The sequence below is a fragment of the Fibrella aquatilis genome, assembly GCF_017353255.1.
GTDB lineage: Bacteria > Bacteroidota > Bacteroidia > Cytophagales > Spirosomataceae > Fibrella > Fibrella aquatilis.
The window spans coordinates 17,872-38,459 of sequence record NZ_JAFMYU010000032.1; the positions used below are offsets into that span (position 1 = coordinate 17,872).

The window sequence follows — 20,588 nt, forward strand, 5'->3', positions numbered from 1 at the left end:
CTCAAAATATGGAAGTGGGGTAGTTATGCCCCAGTGATGAAGCGTAGCTACGACACTACGAAGCGAAGTGGGCATATACGTGCAACTTCGTTTTTAATTCTTTCCGCGCAATGTGGATGCGGTTTTTTACCGTCCCGATGGGAATATCCAGTTTAGCGGCAATTTCATGGTATTTAAAACCCCGGAAGTGCATCATAAACGGTGTCCGGTAGGTGTCATCAAGGTTGTTTACGGCACGAGCAATATCTTCCTGCGCAAATGACGAATAGGCCAGGTTGTCTGTGCTGCTATCTGTCGAATTGATGTAATGCAGGTTATCAGTTGTATCAATGAAGGTGTTTTTACGCACCATACGCTGATAGTTTGTAATGAACGTATTTTTCATAATTGTATACAACCATGCTTTAAGATTTGTACCATCGGTATACTTATCACGGTTGGTGTAGGCTTTCAAAAGGGTATCCTGCAACAAATCGTTGGCATCTTCATTGTCTTTCGTTAGACGAAGCGCGAAAGGACGCAATGACTTTGAAACTTTGCCAATATGGTTGGTGAATTCGAGCGCTGTCATGATTACGAAAAGTTTTTTGTTGAATCAATCTTGCTTACCCTTAGACAATTACTTGACCAGACTTTTCGATCACTGACTAAGGCTAACAAAGTTTAGGTTAATACACTCAAAACCAGTCATTTAAAATACCCAAGCTACTCCGTGCCACTATGGGTAGATGCTCACTTTAAGCACCATATGGGTAGATATTTCCCCACTTTGTGGAATTGGCCGTGTGTATTTTGTTGAACAATTCTACGGCATAAGTTCAACAAAAAAAATTATTTACAAAAAATTTTTCACAAAACAGTCCTATTGGCTCAGAATCGCGTTAACTTCTTGTTGCAACTTTGTTGCGAGAACGTATTCAGCGTTGGCTTACCCCGTTGATGAGACCTAGTTTACTTTCAATCACCTATAGCCTAATCGTCTTGTTGCTGGCATTGGGGAGCTATCTCCCCTCTCAGGCGCAGTCGGGCGCTTGCCGTTGTTTTGTAAAAGGCGTAGTACTTGACCGCGAAACGCGCCAGCCCATTCCGGGCGCAACCCTGCTCATTAAAGAAACAGGGCAAGGGGTAATAGCCGACGGTCAGGGGGCCTATCGGTTCGAGCATCTCTGCGAAGGCACTTACACCCTTATTGGTCACATTGTGGGCTATGCCGAAACACGTCAGCCAGTTGTTCTACGCCACCAGGGCGACGAAGCTGAGCAGGATATCATGTTGGGTGAAGAAGTACAGCACCTGCAAAACGTGAATGTGTCGGCCCAAAAAACGGACGCGCTGAGTAGTCAGGCTGTTGTGGCTATTCAAGGCCGAACGCTCGATCAGGCACGTGGACAAACTCTGGGTGATCTCTTGAAAACACTCACGGGCGTGACCACCCTGCAAACGGGGTCATCGGTAGTGAAGCCGGTTATTCACGGCATGCACAGCAACCGAGTGCTGATCCTGAACAATGGCATCAGGCAGGAGGGGCAGCAGTGGGGGTCGGAACATGGGCCGGAGATTGATCCGTTTGTGGCTAGCCGGGTGTCGGTGATCAAGGGCGCAGCGGGGGTGCGCTATGGGTCAGACGCCATTGGCGGTGTGATTCTGGTCGAGCCTGCGCTACTGCCCACGGCCGGGCCCGTACAGGGGCAGGTGAACCTGATGGGGTTCAGCAATGGGCGGCAGGGCGTGGCCTCGGCCCAGGTAGAAGGCGTTTTTGGCCCGACCCTGCCCGGCGGCACAACCCGGTTTGGGTGGCGGTTGCAGGGCACGCTGAGAGCCGGTGGCAACCAGCAAACGCCGACGTATTATGTAGACAACACGGGCATCCGCGAAGAAAATGGCTCGGCGGCGCTGGCTTACCGGGGCAACGGCTGGCAGACGGAGGTGTTTTATAGCCGTTTCCAGAGCAAAATCGGCATTTTCACGGGATCGCACATTGGTAGCCTGGCCGACCTGCAACAGGTGCTGCAATCGGGTGAACCGCTGGTGAAAACGGGCTTTCGCTATGATATTGGTCGACCTTACCAGCAGATACAGCACGACCTACTGAAGTGGCGGACGGCCTACAAAACCGCTGCTGGCACCGACTGGAACCTGACCCTGGCTCGCCAAACCGACGACCGCATGGAGTATGACCTGCACCGCCCCCGCAACGACTCCCTGGCCGCGCTCGATTTACCCGAACTGCGTTTTCAGCTCACCACCTACACAGCCGATCTGGTACGAACGTCGCGGCAGCGGGGCAATTGGAGCCACACGGCGGGCCTGAGCGGTCTGTTCCAATACAATATTATGGCGGGCCGACCGCTGATTCCCAATTTCCAGACCTATACGGTGGGGGTGTTTGTGATTGAAAAGCTCCGTCAGCAGCAGTGGGAATATGAGCTTGGCCTGCGCTACGACTGGCGGCGGATGCAGATATACCGGTATGTGGGCAAGGTGTATGACGACCCCGTTTTTCGGTTTGCCAACCCCTCTGGCACATTTGGTATCACCCGGTACCACAACGACCACTGGACCACCCGCCTGAACTTAGGCACGGCCTGGCGGGCACCCAACATCAGCGAATTATTCAGCGACGGGGTGCACCACGGCGCGGCCGCCTACGAACAGGGCGACGTTAGCCTGCACCCGGAAACGAATTTTAGCACCAGCCTGAGCACCGAATGGCACAGCGCCCGGTGGCAGGTGGACCTTGATCTGTACTACAACTATATCCAGAACTACATTTACCTGAAACCCCAGGCGGCACCCATCCTGACGGTTCGGGGGGCATTTCCGTTTTTCAAATACACCCAGACCGATGCCATTTACACCGGTTTCGACGCTACGCTCAACTGGCGGATGGGCATGCGCTGGCAGTGGACCACCAAACCGTCGTACCTCTACGTGCAGGACACTCAGCAGCAACAGCCGCTGGTGATGATTCCGCCCAACCGCTGGGAAAACACCCTCCGGTATGACCTGCTGCGCAGCGAAGCCACCCTGGGCCACTGGCGCAACTCATTTGTGAGCGTGGGGAATCTACTGGTCGATCAGCAGCGGCGCGTACCAGCCAACAGCGATTTCGCCCCGCCCCCACCTGCCTATTCGCTTTGGAATGTGGCTGTGGGTGGTCTGTGGGCTATTTCCGACAAGCAGAGTGTTGACATCAGCCTTTCGGCTACCAACCTCTTCGACGTTCAATACCGCGACTACATGAACCGCTTCCGCTATTATACCAACGACCTGGGCCGCAACGTGTCGCTGCGGCTGAAATGGCTTTTTTAATCAGAAGACTTCATTTGCTTTCGTCGCGCAGGGCACGCCGTTTGGTGCCGTAAATAGGGCTGTCGAGGGTTCGGCTGTAGCGCGTGACGGTTTGTTGAACCGTGTAGGGTTGGCCGTTTACCGCGTAGGTCTGCGCAACCACATCTTGGTATTCAACCACGTCGGCTATGCGAATGACCTGATAAAAAGTGGCCCGATAGCGACGCCACACTTTGCCATTTTTGTCGGAATAGCCCCAAACCGTGTTTTTAGGAATGCGCACCACGCTGCCATCCTGCTTCTTGATGACAATCTTTCGGGACAACCACCCGGCGGCTCGAATACGCTTGATGGTGGTGTCGGGGGCGGTAGCGGGGTCATTCAGGGCTGCGCTACTAGTAAGCAAGCGGTTGGGTTGCACTCGCAGGGGCTGGTATTTGGCCGAGCAGGCCGATATTAATACCGCAAAAAGAAGCAAGAAGATGCGCATAAAGGTGTCGGGTGAGGATTGCTACACAAAAGTTAAGTAAAATGAATCGACATTTCATCAAGTCAATCTGTTTCCTTTCATGATACCAACCCTACGCCTACTGACCACGACCGACCTGCCTGCTTATCGCGCCCTCCTCCTACCCGGCCTTGTGGCTGATGCCGACAGTTTTCGTATTGCCCCGCCCGACGAAGAGAACGCCTCATTTCCCACGCGGGGCGAACCTGACAGTTTCACGCTGGGGGCGTATTTGGGTGAACAACTGGCGGGCGTCGTCTCGTTTCAGCGCGAGGGTCAGGACCGGGTCAAGCTGCGGCATAAGGGGCTGTTGTTTCGTATGTATGTCGCGCCTGAGTGCCGGGGCCGGGGAATTGCCGGGCTGCTGATACAAGGCCTGATTGACCGGGCACGAAACCTGGGCGACATTGAGCAAATCAACCTGACGGTAGTACATACCAACCCAGCCAAACGTCTCTACGAACGCTTTGGATTCCAGTCATTTTCGCTGGAAAAGCGGGCCATAAAATGGCAGGGAAATTACGTTGATGAAGAAACGATGGTGTTGTTTCTCTGATGGTTAATTCACCGTACCTTCCACATCAAACGGGTGAGCATCGGAAACGGACAGGTGCTGGAACCCCCGCAGCCGGTAGTGCCGAACACCCCAACCGCCGGACTTAACCGGACCACTTTCCAATAAAATATGCCGTTCTGATTCGTAGAGGAAGTTTTTGGTGACCAGTACGGCTTCAATCTGCCGGGGCTGGCGCGTGGCAGAATCGAGTTGCACGGTCAATGAACGCACAGTCAAATTCTTTTCCGACGGCTTCAGCGTGTATCGGTACGTGAGCGAATCGGGGCGGGCAATGGTGTAACTTTGGCGCAGGGCGGGCTTATTGATGTCGGCCTGGGTGAACAGTTCCAATTCACGTTTCCAGTTGACAGTACGGGAGGTCAGTTGCTGAGTTTTAGCACCCATCTGCGCCTGCTTGCTCACCATCGGCTTTGTTTTCGACAGCGCCTCAATTTGTCCTTTCACATACCCCAGCACATCGTAATAGACAGGGGCGGTTTGCTGCCTAGCCGTATTGTCGCAGGCAGAGAAAGTTACCAGAAGTAGAAGGCTAAGAACGTATTTCATAAATAAAAATCGCCCCAGATTGCGTAGACCGAACCCGGTGGGTCAGGGCGCGTTGTGAGTAGCACGTCGCTGGTTTGGCAACAGCAATGAAGCGTGAGTCGTTCGGCGTCAGCGCACAGCAAAACCCGTATGTGCCCGAAGTTCTTCTGGCTGAAAGGCTAGCACGATATCTTCTTTGGGCACACCTGCCTCTACCAGCTCATCGGCGATAGGCCGGTCAGTACCGTCGTACTCAATCCAGATTTTGTTATTTCTGATTTCTACGTGAATGGAAGGGCCAAATATTCTTGTCTTTCCCCGCCATCCCATACGAATGACCTGGTAACGATCATGCTCTTCATCAATGACCAGCTCCCTTACAATTTGGTCTGTTGCAGGCGATGAGCCACTGATATACCAGGGCAACGTTGACTTTATTGCCTGTCTGTACTGTGCCAGTTTATCCATTGCGAAATCTGTTTAGCCTCGACATCATAAACCATAATTCGTAAGGTACGGTGTTCAATTAGTCGTCGTCCCAATTTCTGCGTGAAGAAAATCTCGAACTCTGTTCTTGGAACAGCCAAGTATACGATTCGGTCAGGTTCAATATCAGTGAGAACTGACTCGTACATTTCATATTGGCCTATTGCCTTTTGGACTTCCGTCACTATCGACGCTCCAGCTAATGTTTTAACCTCTATAGCCAACTTATCCTTACCCCGTTGAACACCAATTGTATTTCGTTCAACTCCCAGATCGACATACAAATTATGTGAGTCGTAGTCCAGATACAACGGGTCATCAGTAATTGTCCAGCCGTCTTTCACTAACGCTTCCACGACGATAGTATGGTATAAATCTCTTGCTGCCATTGCGTTTACGCCAACAGGCTTTCGCCGGTCATTTCGGGTGGCTGCGGAATACCCATCAGGGCTAGAATGGTGGGGGCTATGTCGCCGAGTTTGCCGTTTTTCAGCGCAGGCTGGTAGTCGTTATCCACTAAGATGCACGGTACCAGGCTTGTGGTGTGGGCGGTGTTGGGGCTGCCGTCGTCGTTGACCATGTAATCGGCGTTGCCATGGTCGGCAATGATGATCGAGGTGTAGCCGTGTTCCAGGCCGGTCGTGACTACGTCACGGGTAGTGGCATCAACGGTTTCGGCGGCTTTCACCACGGCAGCAAACACACCCGTGTGGCCCACCATATCGGTATTGGCGAAGTTGAGGCATACAAAATCGACCTCTCCTTTCTTCAGTTCGGCCACAATCGCGTCACGAATACCTTCTGCCGACATGTCGGGTTTCTGGTCGTAGGTCTTCACGGGTATGGTCACGGTTTCGCCTCGCTCGTTGACCGTTGTCATCTCTTTTGGCGAGGGCACCAGTAGCCGTGCTTCACCCGCGAAGGGAGCCTCGCGCCCACCCGAAAAGAAGAACGTAACGTGGGGGTATTTCTCGGTTTCGGCAATGCGAATTTGCTTCCGGCCTGCTTCGGCCACCACTTCGCCGAGGGTCTTTTCGAGGTTATCTTTTTCGTAAATGACCTTCACGCCCACAAAATCGGAGTCGTAGTTGGTCATCGTGATGTAGTCGAGGTTGAGCTTGTACATCTGCTGTTCCGGGAAATCTTTCTGCGTCAGGGCCATCGTAATCTCGCGGCCCCGGTCGGTACGGAAGTTGAAGCAGATCACCACGTCGCCGTTTTCGATTTTTGCAACGGGCTGATGATCAGCCGTTTCCATCACAATGGGCGAAATGAACTCGTCGGTAGTACCAGCTTCATAGCCGTCGCGGATAGCTTGGAACACGCCGTCGCCCTGCGCCCGGTCACCCACGGCGTTGACCATGGCATCGTAGGCTACCTTCACGCGCTCCCAGCGGTTGTCGCGGTCCATGGCGTAGAACCGACCCACCACGGTGGCGAGCTTTCCGGTGGTGCTGGCCATGTGTGCCGACAGGTCGGTTAAATAAGCCAGGCCGCTTTTGGGGTCGGTATCGCGGCCGTCGGTGAAAGCGTGGACGAACACGTTGGTCAGCCCCTGCTCGTGGGCAATGCTCAGCAGGCCCTTGAGGTGGTCGATGTGCGCGTGAACGCCCCCGTCAGACACCAGCCCGATGAGGTGGACTTTTTTGTTACCGGCTTTGGCGCGGGCCAGGGCATCGGCTAAAACGGGTTCGTGTTCGAGGGTATGTTGCTCAACGGCGAGGTTAATTTTCACCAGGTCCTGATACACAATCCGCCCGGCACCGAGGTTCATATGCCCCACTTCCGAGTTGCCCATTTGCCCGTCGGGCAGGCCAACTGGCAGGCCCGATGCGGCCAGCGTACTATGCGTGTAGCGGTTCCAGGCGTCGCTAACAAAGGGTGTTTTCGCCGCCGCCAGCGCCGACCGGTCGTTTTGGGTGGTCATACCCCACCCGTCCATAATGACGAGGATAACTTTCTTATTCATAAAGAGTGATAGAGTGAACGAGTGAACGAGTGAAAGAAGTTGGCGCAGGCCTCTCACTCTTTCACTCGTTCACTCGTTCGCTCTTTAGAAATGATGTACTTAAGCAGCTCACCACAGCAGCGGTGGGCAATCTGGTAGACTTCTTCGAAGACTTCGGGGCCTTCGTAATAGGGGTCGGGTACGCTGGGTTCGTCGCTGATGGCGGGGTCAAATTCGCGCAGGAGGAAGATGGAGTCGTCGTGCGTTAGCCCGACCGACCGCTGACTGAGTTTCATCACCGCCTCGAAATTGCTTTCGTCCATGGCAATGATGTAGTCGAACTGGGCCAGGTCTTCGCCGGTCATGCGGCGGGCGCGGTGCGTGAGGGTAAGCCCATGCGAGAGGGCATTCTGTCGGGTCCGCAAATCGGGTAGTTGGCCAATGTGGTACGAGGCCGTCCCCGCCGAATCGCACCGGATTTTGTCGCTCAGCCCCGCCTCGGCCACCAACTGTCGAAACACCCCCTCCGCCACCGGCGACCGACAAATATTTCCGAGACAAGCGAAGAGGAGGGAGATCATATTTTTTAATGTACAATGCACAATGAATAATGTACAATGAGCTGACGTTTCCAGGCTCACGCAAGCGTATTCGAGCGTCAGCTCATTGTACATTATTCATTGTGCATTGTACATTACTTTTCTAAGGGTTCATCATTTTCATCCACCAGCACGAACACATCTTCGTTGCGTTTTTTCATCAGGTACTTTTCTCGGGCGTATTTGATGCGGAGGCGTTGGCTGCCCAGCACCTCTTTTTGTTCGGCCTTGGTTAGCTCGATCTGTTCCTGATAAAAGGCCTTCTCCTGCTCCAGTTCGCGCAGTTTCCACCAGTTACGGGCCTGCGAACGCAGGTCATTGGCATCGAAAAACAACATCCACAACGCGAACCCGAGGCCCGTGAAGATGTAGAACTTGCGGCGGTGGTTGAGGAGAGTCATGTTCTGATTTACGATGTACGATTTACGATTTACGATTTATTGCTTTCACCAGAGCATGAATACTCTGGCGAAAGCAATAAATCGTAAATCGTACATCGTAAATTTTTAAAATTTCAGTCCCGGAAAATAGGCCATTTCGCCTAGTTCTTCCTCGATGCGGAGGAGTTGATTGTACTTCGCCATGCGGTCGGAACGGGAGGCGGAGCCGGTCTTGATCTGGCCGGTGTTGAGGGCCACGGCGAGGTCGGCGATGGTGGCATCTTCAGTCTCGCCCGAGCGGTGCGACATGATGTTTTTGTAGCTGTTGCGCTTGGCCAGATTCACCGTGTCGATGGTCTCGGTGAGCGAGCCGATCTGGTTTACTTTTACCAGAATAGCGTTGGCAATACCCTTGTCGATACCTTCTTGCAGGCGCGTTACGTTGGTCACAAACAGGTCATCACCAACGAGTTGAATCTTCTTACCCACCAGTTCGGTCTGTTGTTTCCAGCCATCCCAATCGTCTTCCGACATGCCGTCTTCAATCGACATAATGGGGTATTTAGCTACCCAGTCGGCCCAGTACTGCGCCATTTGGGGCGAGGTCAGCTTGTCGCCGGTCGATTTCTTGAAGTGGTACTCCTTCGTTTCGGGGTTGTAGAACTCCGACGCGGCGGCATCCATCGCAATCCAGACGTCTTCGCCGGGACGATAGCCTGCTTTCTCAATCGCTTCGATCACGATCTGGATCGCCTCTTCGTTCGACTTGATATTGGGCGCAAAACCACCTTCGTCGCCCACGTTGGTACTCATGCCTTTACCCTTCAGTACACCCTTCAGTTTATGGAAGATTTCGGTACCCATCCGCAACGCTTCCGAGAAGCTGGGGGCGTTGGCGGGCATGACCATAAACTCCTGAAAATCAATGGAATTATCGGCGTGTGAACCTCCGTTCAGGATGTTCATCATCGGCACGGGCAGCGTGTTGGCATTCACCCCGCCGATGTAGCGGTACAGCGGCATACCACAGTCGATGGCGGCGGCTTTGGCCACGGCCAGTGACACCCCCAAAATGGCGTTGGCACCCAGGCGACCCTTGTTGGGCGTACCGTCGAGTTCGAGCATAATCTTGTCGATCATGCCCTGATCCGTCACGTCGATACCCACCAGTTCGGGGTAAATCAGCTCGTTCACATTCTCAACAGCCTTCAACACGCCCTTGCCAACGTACACTTTGGCATCATCGTCGCGGAGTTCAACGGCTTCGTGCGTACCAGTCGAGGCGCCTGACGGCACAGCGGCGCGGCCTAGGGCACCGGTTTCGGTACGAACGTCGACCTCAACGGTCGGATTGCCGCGCGAGTCAAGAATCTGGCGGGCATGGATGCTTTGAATAGTACTCATTGTGCTTTACGAACAAAAATTTGGATTAAAGTCAAGACAACAACCGAAACAGGTGCTAACGCCCTTTTTCACAGCACAAATAAACAGAAAAAGGAAGTAGCAGTGGGCAGTGAGATAGTTGGTAGAAGGTTGCTGACGCGTGTGGGCTGACGCGAAGGAGACGCAAGATGTTGCGTCTCTACGAAATTCGGCTCCAGTCGGATTGGGTGCGGCCGATGGCGTCGATGTGGTTGCGGATGGGGGCGTGTTCGGGGAGGATCAGCTGGGGATCGGTTTCCAAGATGATCTGGGCCGATTCGCGGGCGGCGGTCAGCACCGGGCCGTCTTTGGCGAGGTCGGCGAGGCGCAGGTCCATCAGGCCCGACTGCTGGGTGCCGGCCAGGTCGCCGGGGCCGCGGAGTTGCAGGTCTACGTCGGCGATTTCGAAGCCATTGTTGGTGCGCACCATCGTTTCCAGGCGTAGTTTGGTGTCGGCGCTGAGTTTGTAGCCTGTCATCAGCACACAGTATGACTGGTCACTGCCCCGGCCTACCCGGCCGCGTAGCTGATGCAGTTGCGACAGGCCAAAGCGTTCGGCACTTTCAATCACCATCACGCTGGCGTTGGGTACGTTCACGCCCACTTCAATCACCGTGGTAGCCACCAAAATGTTCACCTCACCTTTGGCAAAGCGGGTCATTTCATAGTCTTTGCTGTAGGGGTCCATCTTACCGTGGAGGATGCCTACCTGGTACTGCGGCTGTGGAAACGCCCGTTGCATACCCTCGAACCCGTCGGTTAAGTCCTTGTAATCCAGCGTTTCCGACTCTTCAATGAGCGGATACACCACGTACACCTGCCGCCCCAGTTCGATTTGTTGCCGCATGAAGCCAAAGACCTCGGCGCGGTGCTTGTCGTACTTATGCACGGTTTTAATGGGCTTCCGTCCGGCGGGCATCTCGTCGATGATCGAAATGTCGAGGTTACCATAAAGGGTCATGGCCAGCGTACGCGGAATGGGCGTGGCGGTCATCACCAGAATATGCGGCGGCACCACCGGGTTTTTGGCCCACATTTTGGCCCGCTGTGCCACACCAAAGCGGTGCTGCTCGTCAATAATGCACAGGCCCAAATTGCGGAACTGCACGATGTCTTCGAGCAGGGCGTGGGTGCCCACCAGAATGTGCATCCGGCCCGTGAGCAGTTCATCGTGGAGCACCCGGCGGCGTTTGGTTTTGGTGCTGCCCGTCAGGATGCCGAGGTTCAGGCCCATCGCGTCGGCGAAGGGTTTCAGGCCATTGTAGTGCTGATCGGCCAGAATTTCGGTGGGGGCCATCAGGCAGGCCTGCGCCCCGTTGTCGATAGCCAGGAGCATAGTGATAAACGCCACGATGGTCTTGCCGCTGCCCACGTCGCCCTGCAAGAGCCGGTTCATTTGGCGACCCGTAAGGCAGTCTTTGTGAATCTCGCGCAAGACCCGTTGCTGCGCGCCCGTGAGCGGAAAAGGCAGCATGGTTTTGTAGAAATGCGCCAGCAGGGCCGTCTTGGTAAACACCTGTCCGGGATGTTCCTCCTTCTGAATCAGCTTGTTCGCAATGAGCCGCAGCTGATTGTAGAACAGTTCCTCGAATTTTAGGCGCCGTTCGGCCTGCCGCAACCACGCGGGGCTTTGGGGCAAATGAATGTTCCAGACAGCCTCGCGTTTGCCCACGAGCCGGAATTTTTCGATCAAACTGGCGGGCAGCGTTTCGCTGATGTGCGGCCATGCCTGTTCCAGCAATGACCGCATCGCTTTGGCCATCACCTTGTTGTCGACAAAGCGGCGGCGGAGCTTTTCGGTCAGGTTATAAACCGGCGACAGCGTGGCCTCCGGTTCGGCTTCGGGGCGGATGGCGTCGAGTTCGGGGTGAACGATGCTGAACTTGCCCTGAAACTCCTGCGGCTTGCCAAAGGCCACGTATTCGCCATCGCGCCGGAGCGTTTTTTCAAGCCACGACAGTCCCTGAAACCAGACCAAATCCATAGTGCCGGTGCCATCGGTGAAACTGCCGACGAGGCGTTTTTTTGGCCCTTCACCTTCCGTATGCCAGTCGCGGAGGCGGCCACGCACCTGCGCCGAGGGCATCGACTCCATCAGTTCGGCAATGGTGTAGAAGCGCGTGCGGTCTTCGTACCGGAAGGGGTAGTACTGAATCAGGTCGCCGGCCGTAAACAGGTGCAGCTCTTTGTTCAGTAACTCAGCCCGTTGCGGTCCGAGGCCCTTGAGGTAGTCAAGTCGGGTATCAAAAAAGGTGGTCCGTTCGGTCATGTACGTTAGGGCAACGATACAGTAAAAATAACGGTTTGTAGATTAGTCTTCTGTTTGCTGTTTTGAGTCTTCTGTTGCTTGGCGCATTAGTTAGCTTCGCGCTGGCGGCCCCTCGACTGCGCCAAGCAACAGAAGACTCAAAACAGCAAACTGTAAACTCCCTTAAAAAATGTCCCCCCTCGACACTGTTCTCTCCGGCCTGATGCGCCGCTACACCGAGCGCGTTCCTGACGTGCAGGGCATTATTGATGCCATGATTGACGAAGGCATGATCCATTCGTCGGGCCAGATTGAAAATGACCACATCGCCTTCCGTACCATGGGCGTACCCAACCTGGGGCTGGCGTCTTTCGAGAAGATTTTTCTGGCCTATGGCTACGAAAAACGCGAGCCGTACAACTTCGCTGAAAAGAAGCTGAGTGCCTATTGGTACGCCCCGCCCGCCGACCGCGCCGCTGATAACCTGCCCCGGATTTTCGCCAGCGAACTGCGGGTGCATGAGTTATCCACAAAAGCACAGGACATTATCCACAAGTACACCAGCACGGTGGATAAAGATCCTGTTGATGCCCTGGATTTAACTGATGGCGACGCCGTTGACCAGTTTTTACACCAGCCACTTTGGGCCACACCCACGCTGACCGAATACCAGACGCTGCTGGCCGAAAGCGAGTACGCCGCCTGGGTGATCTACAACCGCTACTACCTCAACCACTTCACCATCAGTGTGCATAACCTGCCCATTGGCTACAACACCATCGACGAATTCGTGGCGTTTCTACAGGCGCGGGGGTTCAAGCTCAACTCATCGGGTGGGGTGATTAAAGTAAGCCCCGACGGTGGGTTGAGGCAGGCCTCGACCGTGGCGCAGCTGGTAGATGCTCAGTTTGCCGGGGGCGAAACGCATCGCATTGCGGGTTCTTACGTGGAGTTCGCCGAGCGGCGCGTGTTACCCCAGTTTGCCCACCTGCCCACGCGCCAGCTCACCCGCGAACACCGCCGCGAAGGCTTCGAAGCCGCCAACGCTGATAAAATCTTTGAAAGCACGTTTGTAGCGCAAACGGGGAAGTGAGTTGGTGGTTGGTAGTTGGTGGTTACTTCGCGTCGAGGCTGGCGCGAAGCAACCACCAACTACCAACTCACCTCCCCATTGCCGTATCCAGCAGCCATTGGCGGGACTGTCCGGTTAGCAGACGGCCGTTATTACCAAATAAGCCGTTGTCGGTCAGCCACTTCTGAAATTCGGGGGCGGGTTGCAGGCCGAGCAGGTTGCGGGCGTAGAGCGCGTCGTGGAAGCTGGTGCTCTGGTAGTGTAGCATCACGTCGTCGGCACCGGGCAGGCCCATAATGAACGTTACACCCGCCGTGGCCAGCAGTGTTAGCAGGGTGTCCATATCGTCCTGATCAGCTTCGGCGTGGTTGGTGTAGCATACGTCGATGCCCATGGGCAGTCCCAATAGCTTGCCGCAGCAGTGGTCTTCCAGACCGGCGCGGATGATCTGCTTGCCGTTGTAGAGGTACTCCGGCCCAATGAACCCCACCACCGAATTCACCAGCAACGGATCAAACGCCCGCGCCACGGCATAGGCCCGCACCTCGGCGGTTTGCTGGTCAAGCTCGTGGTGCGCATTGGCCGAGAGTGCACTCCCCTGCCCCGTTTCGAAATACATCACCTGCTGCCCCACAGTGCCCCGTTTCAGGGCCAGCGTGGCTTCATAGCCTTCGCGCAACAGGGCCAAATCAACGCCGAATGACCGGTTTACCCCCTCCGTGCCGCCAATGCTCTGAAACGCCAGATCGACCGGGGCACCCTGCTCAATGGCCCGGAGCGTGGTGGTAATATGGCTCAGCACGCAGGTTTGGGTGGGTATGTCGCGGAGCCGAACGCGCAGTTGGTCCAGCATATGCAGCAGCTGCACCGTGGCGGGCACACTGTCGGTAGCGGGGTTGATGCCGATGACCGCGTCGCCGGAGCCGTAGAGCAGACCGTCGATAATGCTGGCCAGAATGCCGCGTGGGTCGTCGGTGGGGTGGTTGGGTTGCAGGCGCGTGTGCAGCCGCCCTCTTCCGCCCAGCGTGTTGCGAAATCGACTGACTACCTGGCACTTAGCTGCCACGGTGATCAGATCCTGATTGCGCATGAGCTTAGAAACCCCCGCCACCATTTCGGGCGTGAGGCCCCATTTTAGCTGCGCCAATACCGCCGACGTAGCCGTTTCAGACAGAAGAAAATCGCGAAAATCGCCCACGGTGAGGTGGCTGATGGGCGCAAATGCCGCCCGGTCGTGGCTGTCCAGAATCAAGCGCGTCACCTCGTCCTGCTCGTAGGGAATAACGGCTTCGTTCAGAAAAACAGCCATCGGAAGGTCGGCAAGGGCCATTTGTGCCGCCACGCGCTCTTCGGCCGTTTGCGCCGCCACCCCCGCCAGCTCATCGCCCGACCGCCGGGGCGTAGCCCGCGCCAGCAGCGTTTTCAGGTCGTCGAACACGTAGGTATGGTGGTGAACCGTGTGGCGGTAAAGCATGAACGTTCGGTTGTTTGGCGGTTTGTGCGTTTGTTTGTTGCCGACGCAGCAGCCGGAAGGCCACAACAGACAAACGCACAAACAAAGATGAAGAATCTGCTCCTAATCAGCCTGCTTGGTGGCCTCCTGTTAAGCGGTTGCCACCGGGCCAGCACAAAGCTGGTCTCTACCGAACCGCCCGTTGGCCTGGAAGCGGAAACACCAACCAATATGCCTATAAATACTATTGCCTTTGGCTCGTGTAGCGACCAAAAAAGAGACCAGCCGCTCTGGGACGACATTCTGGCCCAAAACCCACAAGTTTGGATCTGGCTTGGCGATAATGTCTACGGCGATTCGGAGGACATGGGCGTGCTGAAAGCCAAATACGACCTGCAAAAAAGTAACCCCGTCTACCAGCAGCTTCGCCAGTCGGCAGCTATCATTGGCGTTTGGGACGACCACGACTATGGGGTTAACGATGGTGGTAAAGAATACCCCCGCCGACAGGAAAGCCAGCAACTGATGCTCGATTTTCTGGACGTACCCACCACCAGCCCGTTGCGCACGCAGGCCGGTGGGTACTCGGCCCATGTGTACGGCCCCAAAGGACAGCAGGTAAAAGTGATCTTGCTGGATGGACGCTATTTCCGCGACCCGCTCATGAAAAACGGAAAGGACAACGTACCCAACCCCACCGGCGATATAATGGGCGAGACGCAATGGCAATGGCTGGAAGCACAGCTGACCAACTCCGATGCCGACATCCACCTGATTGGCTCTGGTATTCAGGTGCTGCCCGAAGAACACCCGTATGAAAAATGGGCCAATTTTCCCGTTGCCCGGCAGCGGCTGCTAGACCTTTTGGCCAAAACGAAGCCCCGTGGTGCCATACTACTCAGCGGCGACCGACACATGGCCGAGGTGTCGAAGGTGGTAGTGCCGGGCCTGGGCTACGACCTATACGATATCACGAGCAGTGGCCTGACGCACTATTCCAAGCCGCATGAAGAACCCAATAAGCACCGGGTTGGCGCTATGGTGGCCAACCTGAACTACGGCCTCATCACCATCAACTGGGCTAAAAAGCCGCACAGGGCGACGGTGCAGATCAAAGGCGATAGCCTGGCTACTCACCTGACCCAGGAAATTCAGTTTTAAACAGTTATTGGTCATTGGTCCGGGGCGCGTAGCCCAATGACGCCCGCAGGGCTACGCGCCCCGGACCAATGACCAATAACCATCAAACCACACCATATGCCTACACACATCCCCAAAATTTCCTGGCAAACAGCCTGTGCTTTAGTGATTTCCAATATGGTGGGTACGGGGGTGTTCACCAGCCTTGGGTTTCAGCTCAGCGCCGTGCAAAACACCTGGTCCATCATTTTGCTGTGGGTGCTGGGGGGTATTTTGGCCCTGATCGGGGCATTTACCTTCGCCGAACTCGGCACCCATTACCCCGACGAAAACGGCGGCGACTACGTCTTTATCTCCAAAGGACTACACCCATTTCTGGGGTATTTGTCGGCCTGGGTATCGCTGGTGGGTGGGTTTGCGGCACCGGTGGCTATTGCGGGTAAAACCATGGAAGCCTACCTGTCGCCGTTCGGGCTGGCCAACCCGCGAGCGCTGACGGTGGCCCTCATCGTGGCCATTGGCGTGCTGCATTCGGCCAGTCTGAAGCAGAGCAGCGTGTTTCAGAACGGGACCACATTGCTTAAAATCGGGTTTATTGGCGGCATCATAGCCCTGGGTTTTGGGATGGCGGCCCTACCCGGTAATGCCTTGCAGTGGGACAACAGCTACCAAGATGAAGTATTCACGGCCCCGTTTGCGGTGTCGCTGCTCTACGTCACCTATGCCTACGTCGGCTGGAATGCGGCGGCTTACATTGTCTCAGAAATCCGCGACCCGCGCCGGAGTTTGCCTAAGGCTCTGCTGCTGGGCACGTTGGGGGTAACGGCCATCTACATTTGTTTGCAACTGGTCATGCTCCGCCAAGCTACTTTGGCTCAACTACAGGGACAAACCGAGGTAGCCGTCATCGCGTTTGGGCATCTGCTGGGGCCGTCGGGCCGCCGCTGGGTGAGCGCGGGCATTGCCTTTCAGCTTGTTGCTACCATGAGTTCCTACGTCTGGATCGGCAGCCGGGTTACGCAACGAATGGCCCAGGATTTCCCGCTATGGCACTTTTTCGGTAAACAATCGACCCGGCAAATTCCGGTGCGGGCCATCTGGTTGCAGACGGGTATCACGCTGCTGTTGCTTTTTTCGGGAACACTGGAACAGGTGTTGCTCTGCACCTCGTTTGTGCTGCAACTCATGGGTACGCTGGCCGTGGCAAGCCTGCTATGCACCCCTCGCCTACCCCATGCCTTTCACAGCCCCTGGCGTCCGTGGCTGCAATGGGGCTACATCCTCTTCAGCCTGTGCGTGTTGGGCTTCATCCTCGCCGACCGACCTCGCGAAAGCCTCATCGGACTAGCCATTGTAGCCGTGGGGGGCCTCACCTACTGGCTACGCCCACGCTGGGGTTAGACCTCGATCAGCATGGCCCCGTAGGAATACCCGCCGCCGAAGACTGTGACTACGATGTGCTCGCCTTTTTGGAACGAGTCCCAGCGTTCGGAGAGGGCAATGGCGCAACCCGCGCAACCGGTATTACCCAAGTACTGAATGTTGGAAATCAGTTTTTCTTCGGGGAGGCCCAGCGTTTGCATCACGTTGCGGCTAATGCGCAGGTTGGCCTGGTGGGGCAGTACGTAGTCTACGTCAGCCACGGTGAGTTGGTGGCGCTCCAGAATCTGGAGGCTGGCCTTGGGCATGTAGATGCACGCATTCTGGAATACGTCGCGGCCATAGGGCATGATTACCCCCCGTACCAGCGGCTGTAACACCACCGCCTCCACAGCTTTACCCGCATGGGCAGCCCCGCCCGTGAGCAGCCCCATAATGGTGAGATCATTCTCCGACTGGCGTTCTTTGGTGATGAGCAGGGCGGCGGCACCGTCGCCCCAGAGGTGGCCCGACACGGTGTCGTCTTCGTTGTAATAGGCCGTGTTATGTTCGGTAACGACCACCAGCGCCCGCGAGGCTTTGTTAAGGGCGAAATACCCCTCTACGATCTCAATGGCGTTGAGCAATGACGAGCAGGCCGACGACACCGACACGGTTGGAATATCGGCAATGGCCAGGTGATGCTGAATAGCGTGGGCCAGGGTAACGATGGTGTCGTGAGGGGTGTAGGTAGCGCCCACGATCAGATCGACCGTCGAGAGGTCGGCTTGGGCCATGAGTCGGTTCACTACGTCCACCGACATTGTATTGGTATTCTCGCCGGGGGCGGCCTTTCGGCGTTCGCTAATCCCGGTCCGAGTGGTGATCCATTCGTCGGAAAGTCCGTTGAGTTGGGTAAAATGATCATTGCCAACTACTTGCTGAGGCAAATAGTGGCTAACTGCGTGAATAAACATGTGCCGGTTAACTTGGCGTCGAGATTAACAACTGAAATTTGGGCGAAAGTTAAAACCTTCCAAGACGGTGTGGTACAATAACTGAGTATAATGCAACAACGAATGAGAATTGTACAGCCATCTCGATTCAACGGCCGCTTCTCTTACCTGCTCATGGGGTCGTTGCTGGTGGTCAGCCTATGGCTGTTCAGTACCCATAAACATCAGGCGGCGCACTGGCGGGGTACGTTCTACTCCTTCGCCGCTAACCTGCCACGACAGGCCGGGCAACAAAGTCAGGGACTGCTACCCAGCGCACCCCGTTTCCTGGTCGACACCGCACAGGTCGATGCCTTTGACAGCTTGACGCCCTCGCAACAGCTTGCCTTTCGGTTTGGCCCGACCACCGCGCCGCTGACACAGTACGTATTCATGCAGATCGGCTACGGCTATATCTGCGCCCTGGCCCGGTCTATCTTCCCGGCTGCACCCGATGGCATGGCCGTTATCTGGCTCCAAGTGTTGGTGCACCTGGCGCTTTGCGGCTGGATCGTGTCTCGGTTGTCGGTCGGCTGGCAAGGCTGGTTTTTCTGGCTGACCTACGCCTGCAACCCGGTGATCATCCAATTTGTTACCTATGATTTTTATTACTTCTGGCAGGTGATCCCCAGCTTTATGCTGGTCATATGCTTGTTGGGTTGGCGAGGGAGGGCCATTTGGGGGCTACTTTGGGGACCACTGCTGGGGTTATTGTTTGTGATGCGCCCGTCTATGCTGCTGGCCGAAAGCTGGCTGGCGTTGATCTGGCTACGGCAGCGCCGCCCGGTGCTGGCGGGTATTTCGGTAACGCTGGCTCTGCTGCTGGGTGCCTGGCTCTACCAACCCGTAACTTCGGTCGTATGGCGGGTGGTGTATCTGGGCATTGCGGCGTACCATAATCCGTATCAGGATAACCTGTCTGACAGAGCCATCGTCAACCTGTATGAGCAGCAAACCGGGAAAGCTATGGTCAACGCCACATCCGACCCGGCGGTGGAAACGCGGTTAGCCGTTATAACACATCGGGCGGTGCTGCACATTGCTCAAAAAGACCCGTTGCTATTTCTGAAAAATGCCGTTTGCAACACGTTACAGGCCTTTTCGGTGGGGTATGTGGTAGGCGGGGGTGACCGGCTCAACTACGCGCTGGCGCTGCTGGGCCTGGTGGTGCTGTACCTGTTGCTGCGGTACCGGCAGCTGGAGTACGTGATAGGGATACTGGCCACCGTGGGTACGTTTACGCCTTATTATCCCCCCATTCCGGCCTATATGTATGGCGCTTACCTGCTGCTGGTTATGAGCATAATACCTGTAGTAGGTTCGCTTATTGAGTCAGTGAAACGCTGACTGTCAACTCGGGAGTGGCTAACCAACTAATTTGGCATCGTTCTTCCCTTCACCAACTTTCTCTTCTTCTTTGCCTATTTTTTTCACCCGCTTAGGCAGTTGATCGGCCAGTTCCTGTAAGTTTTTAATGGGCGGACGGGGCTTTTCGGCCTCACCAAGCAGAAATCCGTAGGGCTTAAGCGCCGCCACCGAATCGAAAATAACTTTGATGATGGCCGTCAGCGGCAGGGCCAGAATCAGACCAGGCAGTCCCCATAGGCTATCCCATAACAGCAGCGAAATAATGGCGGCCAGGGGGTTGATACTCACCTTCGACCCCACGATGTAGGGCGTGATGAAGTTGCCCTCCAGCGCCTGCACAAACAAAAACACCCCAATAACACCCAGCGCCTTCAACGGATTATCCTGCGTGACGAGCGTATAGGCGGCGGGCAGCAGCGACCCCAGCGAGATGCCAAAGTATGGGATCAGTACCAGACAGGCCCCAAAGAAGCCAAAGAACACGGCATAGTCGACACCCAGAATCATCAGCCCGGCGGTCATAAGCGTACCAATCACCAGGATCACCAGCACCAACCCCACCAGGTAATCTTTCACCACCGCGTAGATCCGCTGCATTACGCCGTCTACCTTGGTGCGGTGTTGCTGACCAAAAACTTTGTAGAAAAACGACCGGAAAAAGTCGCGGTAGAGCAGAAAAAAGAAAATAAACAGCAGCACCAACAGCACATCGGTGAGGGTGCTCGTGGTAGCTAACAAGGTGTTTTTCAGCACTGTACCACCCGACTCCAGCAGCGTGTTGACGTATTTACGGGCTTCGGTCAGTTGCCGCTTTCGGTCAATATTGAAATGATCGTCGGCGTAGGTTTGTAGCTTGGCCAGCAGGTCGTTTCCTTTTTTGACCACCTGCGGCAGCACTTCGGCAAAGCTGCTGATCTGGGTCGTAAACGCATACAACACCGATACGATCACAGCCAGTGCCAGCACCAGACACATAATAATGGCCACAATTCGGGGAATGCGCCACGTCTCCAGCCGACGGCAAAGCGGGAACAGCAACACCGAAAACAGAATAGCAAACACCAGCGGAATCAGCAGCGACTGTAGCTCGTAGAGGCCGTAGACAATGATAACGATAGATATAAGTACAGACGCAAACCGCACATACAGCGGCTGTTGCACTTCAGTAGCGCGATTGATCATAAAACTAGTCGTAAGTCGATAGTCGATAGTCGTAA

The 20,588-nt window shown here is 55.4% G+C and carries 19 protein-coding genes; 6 read left to right on the top strand and 13 right to left on the bottom strand.

Annotated features, from left to right (window positions below):
• Positions 1 to 55 precede the first annotated feature (55 nt).
• A complete protein-coding gene (locus tag J2I48_RS25920; RefSeq protein ID WP_207338439.1) occupies positions 56 to 571 on the bottom strand; it encodes an RNA polymerase sigma factor in 516 nt (171 codons plus the stop codon).
• Positions 572 to 939: 368 nt separating this feature from the next.
• On the opposite strand from J2I48_RS25920, the gene J2I48_RS25925 reads away from it, so the two are divergent.
• The gene (locus J2I48_RS25925; RefSeq protein WP_207338440.1) at positions 940 to 3,312 is read left to right on the top strand and encodes a TonB-dependent receptor; all 2,373 of its coding nucleotides are present in this window, start codon (positions 940 to 942) and stop codon (positions 3,310 to 3,312) included.
• A 10-nt stretch (positions 3,313 to 3,322) separates the two neighbouring features.
• Here the strand turns inward: J2I48_RS25925 and J2I48_RS25930 are convergent, their stop codons facing one another.
• Positions 3,323 to 3,781, bottom strand: a complete 459-nt coding sequence (locus J2I48_RS25930; protein ID WP_207338441.1) for a hypothetical protein — start codon at positions 3,779 to 3,781, stop codon at positions 3,323 to 3,325.
• Between the two features lie 79 nt (positions 3,782 to 3,860).
• Between J2I48_RS25930 and J2I48_RS25935 the strand changes: the two genes are divergently transcribed.
• The gene (locus J2I48_RS25935; RefSeq protein WP_207338442.1) at positions 3,861 to 4,355 is read left to right on the top strand and encodes a GNAT family N-acetyltransferase; all 495 of its coding nucleotides are present in this window, start codon (positions 3,861 to 3,863) and stop codon (positions 4,353 to 4,355) included.
• A gap of 3 nt (positions 4,356 to 4,358) precedes the next feature.
• Here the strand turns inward: J2I48_RS25935 and J2I48_RS25940 are convergent, their stop codons facing one another.
• The 8 genes from J2I48_RS25940 to recG all read right to left on the bottom strand — a co-directional run bounded on the left by J2I48_RS25940 (position 4,359) and on the right by recG (position 12,005).
• On the bottom strand, positions 4,359 to 4,922 hold the full coding sequence (locus tag J2I48_RS25940; RefSeq protein ID WP_207338443.1) for a hypothetical protein: 564 nt from the start codon (positions 4,920 to 4,922) through the stop codon (positions 4,359 to 4,361).
• Positions 4,923 to 5,030: 108 nt separating this feature from the next.
• On the bottom strand, positions 5,031 to 5,369 hold the full coding sequence (locus J2I48_RS25945) for a XisI protein (RefSeq protein WP_207338444.1): 339 nt from the start codon (positions 5,367 to 5,369) through the stop codon (positions 5,031 to 5,033).
• Positions 5,336 to 5,776 (bottom strand): element excision factor XisH family protein, encoded by a 441-nt coding sequence (locus J2I48_RS25950; RefSeq protein ID WP_207338445.1) that lies wholly within the window; start codon positions 5,774 to 5,776, stop codon positions 5,336 to 5,338. The genes J2I48_RS25945 and J2I48_RS25950 overlap by 34 nt, the downstream gene beginning before the upstream one ends.
• A 5-nt stretch (positions 5,777 to 5,781) precedes the next feature.
• Positions 5,782 to 7,356, bottom strand: coding sequence for a 2,3-bisphosphoglycerate-independent phosphoglycerate mutase (gpmI, locus tag J2I48_RS25955; protein WP_207338446.1), 1,575 nt, complete (start codon positions 7,354 to 7,356; stop codon positions 5,782 to 5,784).
• 53 nt (positions 7,357 to 7,409) lie between these two features.
• Positions 7,410 to 7,916, bottom strand: a complete 507-nt coding sequence (locus tag J2I48_RS25960) for a low molecular weight protein-tyrosine-phosphatase (RefSeq protein WP_207338447.1) — start codon at positions 7,914 to 7,916, stop codon at positions 7,410 to 7,412.
• 113 nt (positions 7,917 to 8,029) lie between these two features.
• The gene (locus J2I48_RS25965) at positions 8,030 to 8,335 is read right to left on the bottom strand and encodes a septum formation initiator family protein (RefSeq protein ID WP_207338448.1); all 306 of its coding nucleotides are present in this window, start codon (positions 8,333 to 8,335) and stop codon (positions 8,030 to 8,032) included.
• A gap of 105 nt (positions 8,336 to 8,440) precedes the next feature.
• Positions 8,441 to 9,718: a phosphopyruvate hydratase gene (eno, locus tag J2I48_RS25970; protein ID WP_207338449.1), complete on the bottom strand. Its 1,278-nt coding sequence runs from the start codon at positions 9,716 to 9,718 to the stop codon at positions 8,441 to 8,443.
• 178 nt (positions 9,719 to 9,896) lie between these two features.
• Positions 9,897 to 12,005, bottom strand: coding sequence for an ATP-dependent DNA helicase RecG (gene recG, locus J2I48_RS25975; protein WP_207338450.1), 2,109 nt, complete (start codon positions 12,003 to 12,005; stop codon positions 9,897 to 9,899).
• Positions 12,006 to 12,174: 169 nt separating this feature from the next.
• Here recG and J2I48_RS25980 point away from each other — a divergent pair, with 169 nt between their 5' ends.
• Positions 12,175 to 13,077: a DUF1338 domain-containing protein gene (locus tag J2I48_RS25980; RefSeq protein ID WP_207338451.1), complete on the top strand. Its 903-nt coding sequence runs from the start codon at positions 12,175 to 12,177 to the stop codon at positions 13,075 to 13,077.
• A gap of 67 nt (positions 13,078 to 13,144) precedes the next feature.
• On the opposite strand, the gene J2I48_RS25985 is transcribed toward J2I48_RS25980, so the two are convergent.
• Positions 13,145 to 14,530, bottom strand: a complete 1,386-nt coding sequence (locus tag J2I48_RS25985) for an ethanolamine ammonia-lyase subunit EutB (protein ID WP_207338452.1) — start codon at positions 14,528 to 14,530, stop codon at positions 13,145 to 13,147.
• An 87-nt stretch (positions 14,531 to 14,617) separates the two neighbouring features.
• Here J2I48_RS25985 and J2I48_RS25990 point away from each other — a divergent pair, with 87 nt between their 5' ends.
• The gene (locus J2I48_RS25990; protein ID WP_207338453.1) at positions 14,618 to 15,670 is read left to right on the top strand and encodes an alkaline phosphatase D family protein; all 1,053 of its coding nucleotides are present in this window, start codon (positions 14,618 to 14,620) and stop codon (positions 15,668 to 15,670) included.
• A 96-nt stretch (positions 15,671 to 15,766) separates the two neighbouring features.
• Positions 15,767 to 17,050, top strand: coding sequence for an APC family permease (locus J2I48_RS25995; protein WP_207338454.1), 1,284 nt, complete (start codon positions 15,767 to 15,769; stop codon positions 17,048 to 17,050).
• On the opposite strand, the gene J2I48_RS26000 is transcribed toward J2I48_RS25995, so the two are convergent.
• Positions 17,047 to 17,985: a 3-oxoacyl-ACP synthase III family protein gene (locus J2I48_RS26000; RefSeq protein WP_207338455.1), complete on the bottom strand. Its 939-nt coding sequence runs from the start codon at positions 17,983 to 17,985 to the stop codon at positions 17,047 to 17,049. The two genes, J2I48_RS25995 and J2I48_RS26000, sit on opposite strands and share 4 nt — an antisense overlap.
• A gap of 102 nt (positions 17,986 to 18,087) precedes the next feature.
• Here J2I48_RS26000 and J2I48_RS26005 point away from each other — a divergent pair, with 102 nt between their 5' ends.
• Positions 18,088 to 19,350 carry a hypothetical protein gene (locus J2I48_RS26005; protein WP_207338456.1) on the top strand — a complete coding sequence of 421 codons (1,263 nt, stop codon included), beginning with the start codon at positions 18,088 to 18,090 and terminating at the stop codon, positions 19,348 to 19,350.
• Between the two features lie 18 nt (positions 19,351 to 19,368).
• Here the strand turns inward: J2I48_RS26005 and J2I48_RS26010 are convergent, their stop codons facing one another.
• The gene (locus tag J2I48_RS26010; protein WP_207338457.1) at positions 19,369 to 20,553 is read right to left on the bottom strand and encodes an AI-2E family transporter; all 1,185 of its coding nucleotides are present in this window, start codon (positions 20,551 to 20,553) and stop codon (positions 19,369 to 19,371) included.
• Positions 20,554 to 20,588 lie beyond the last annotated feature (35 nt).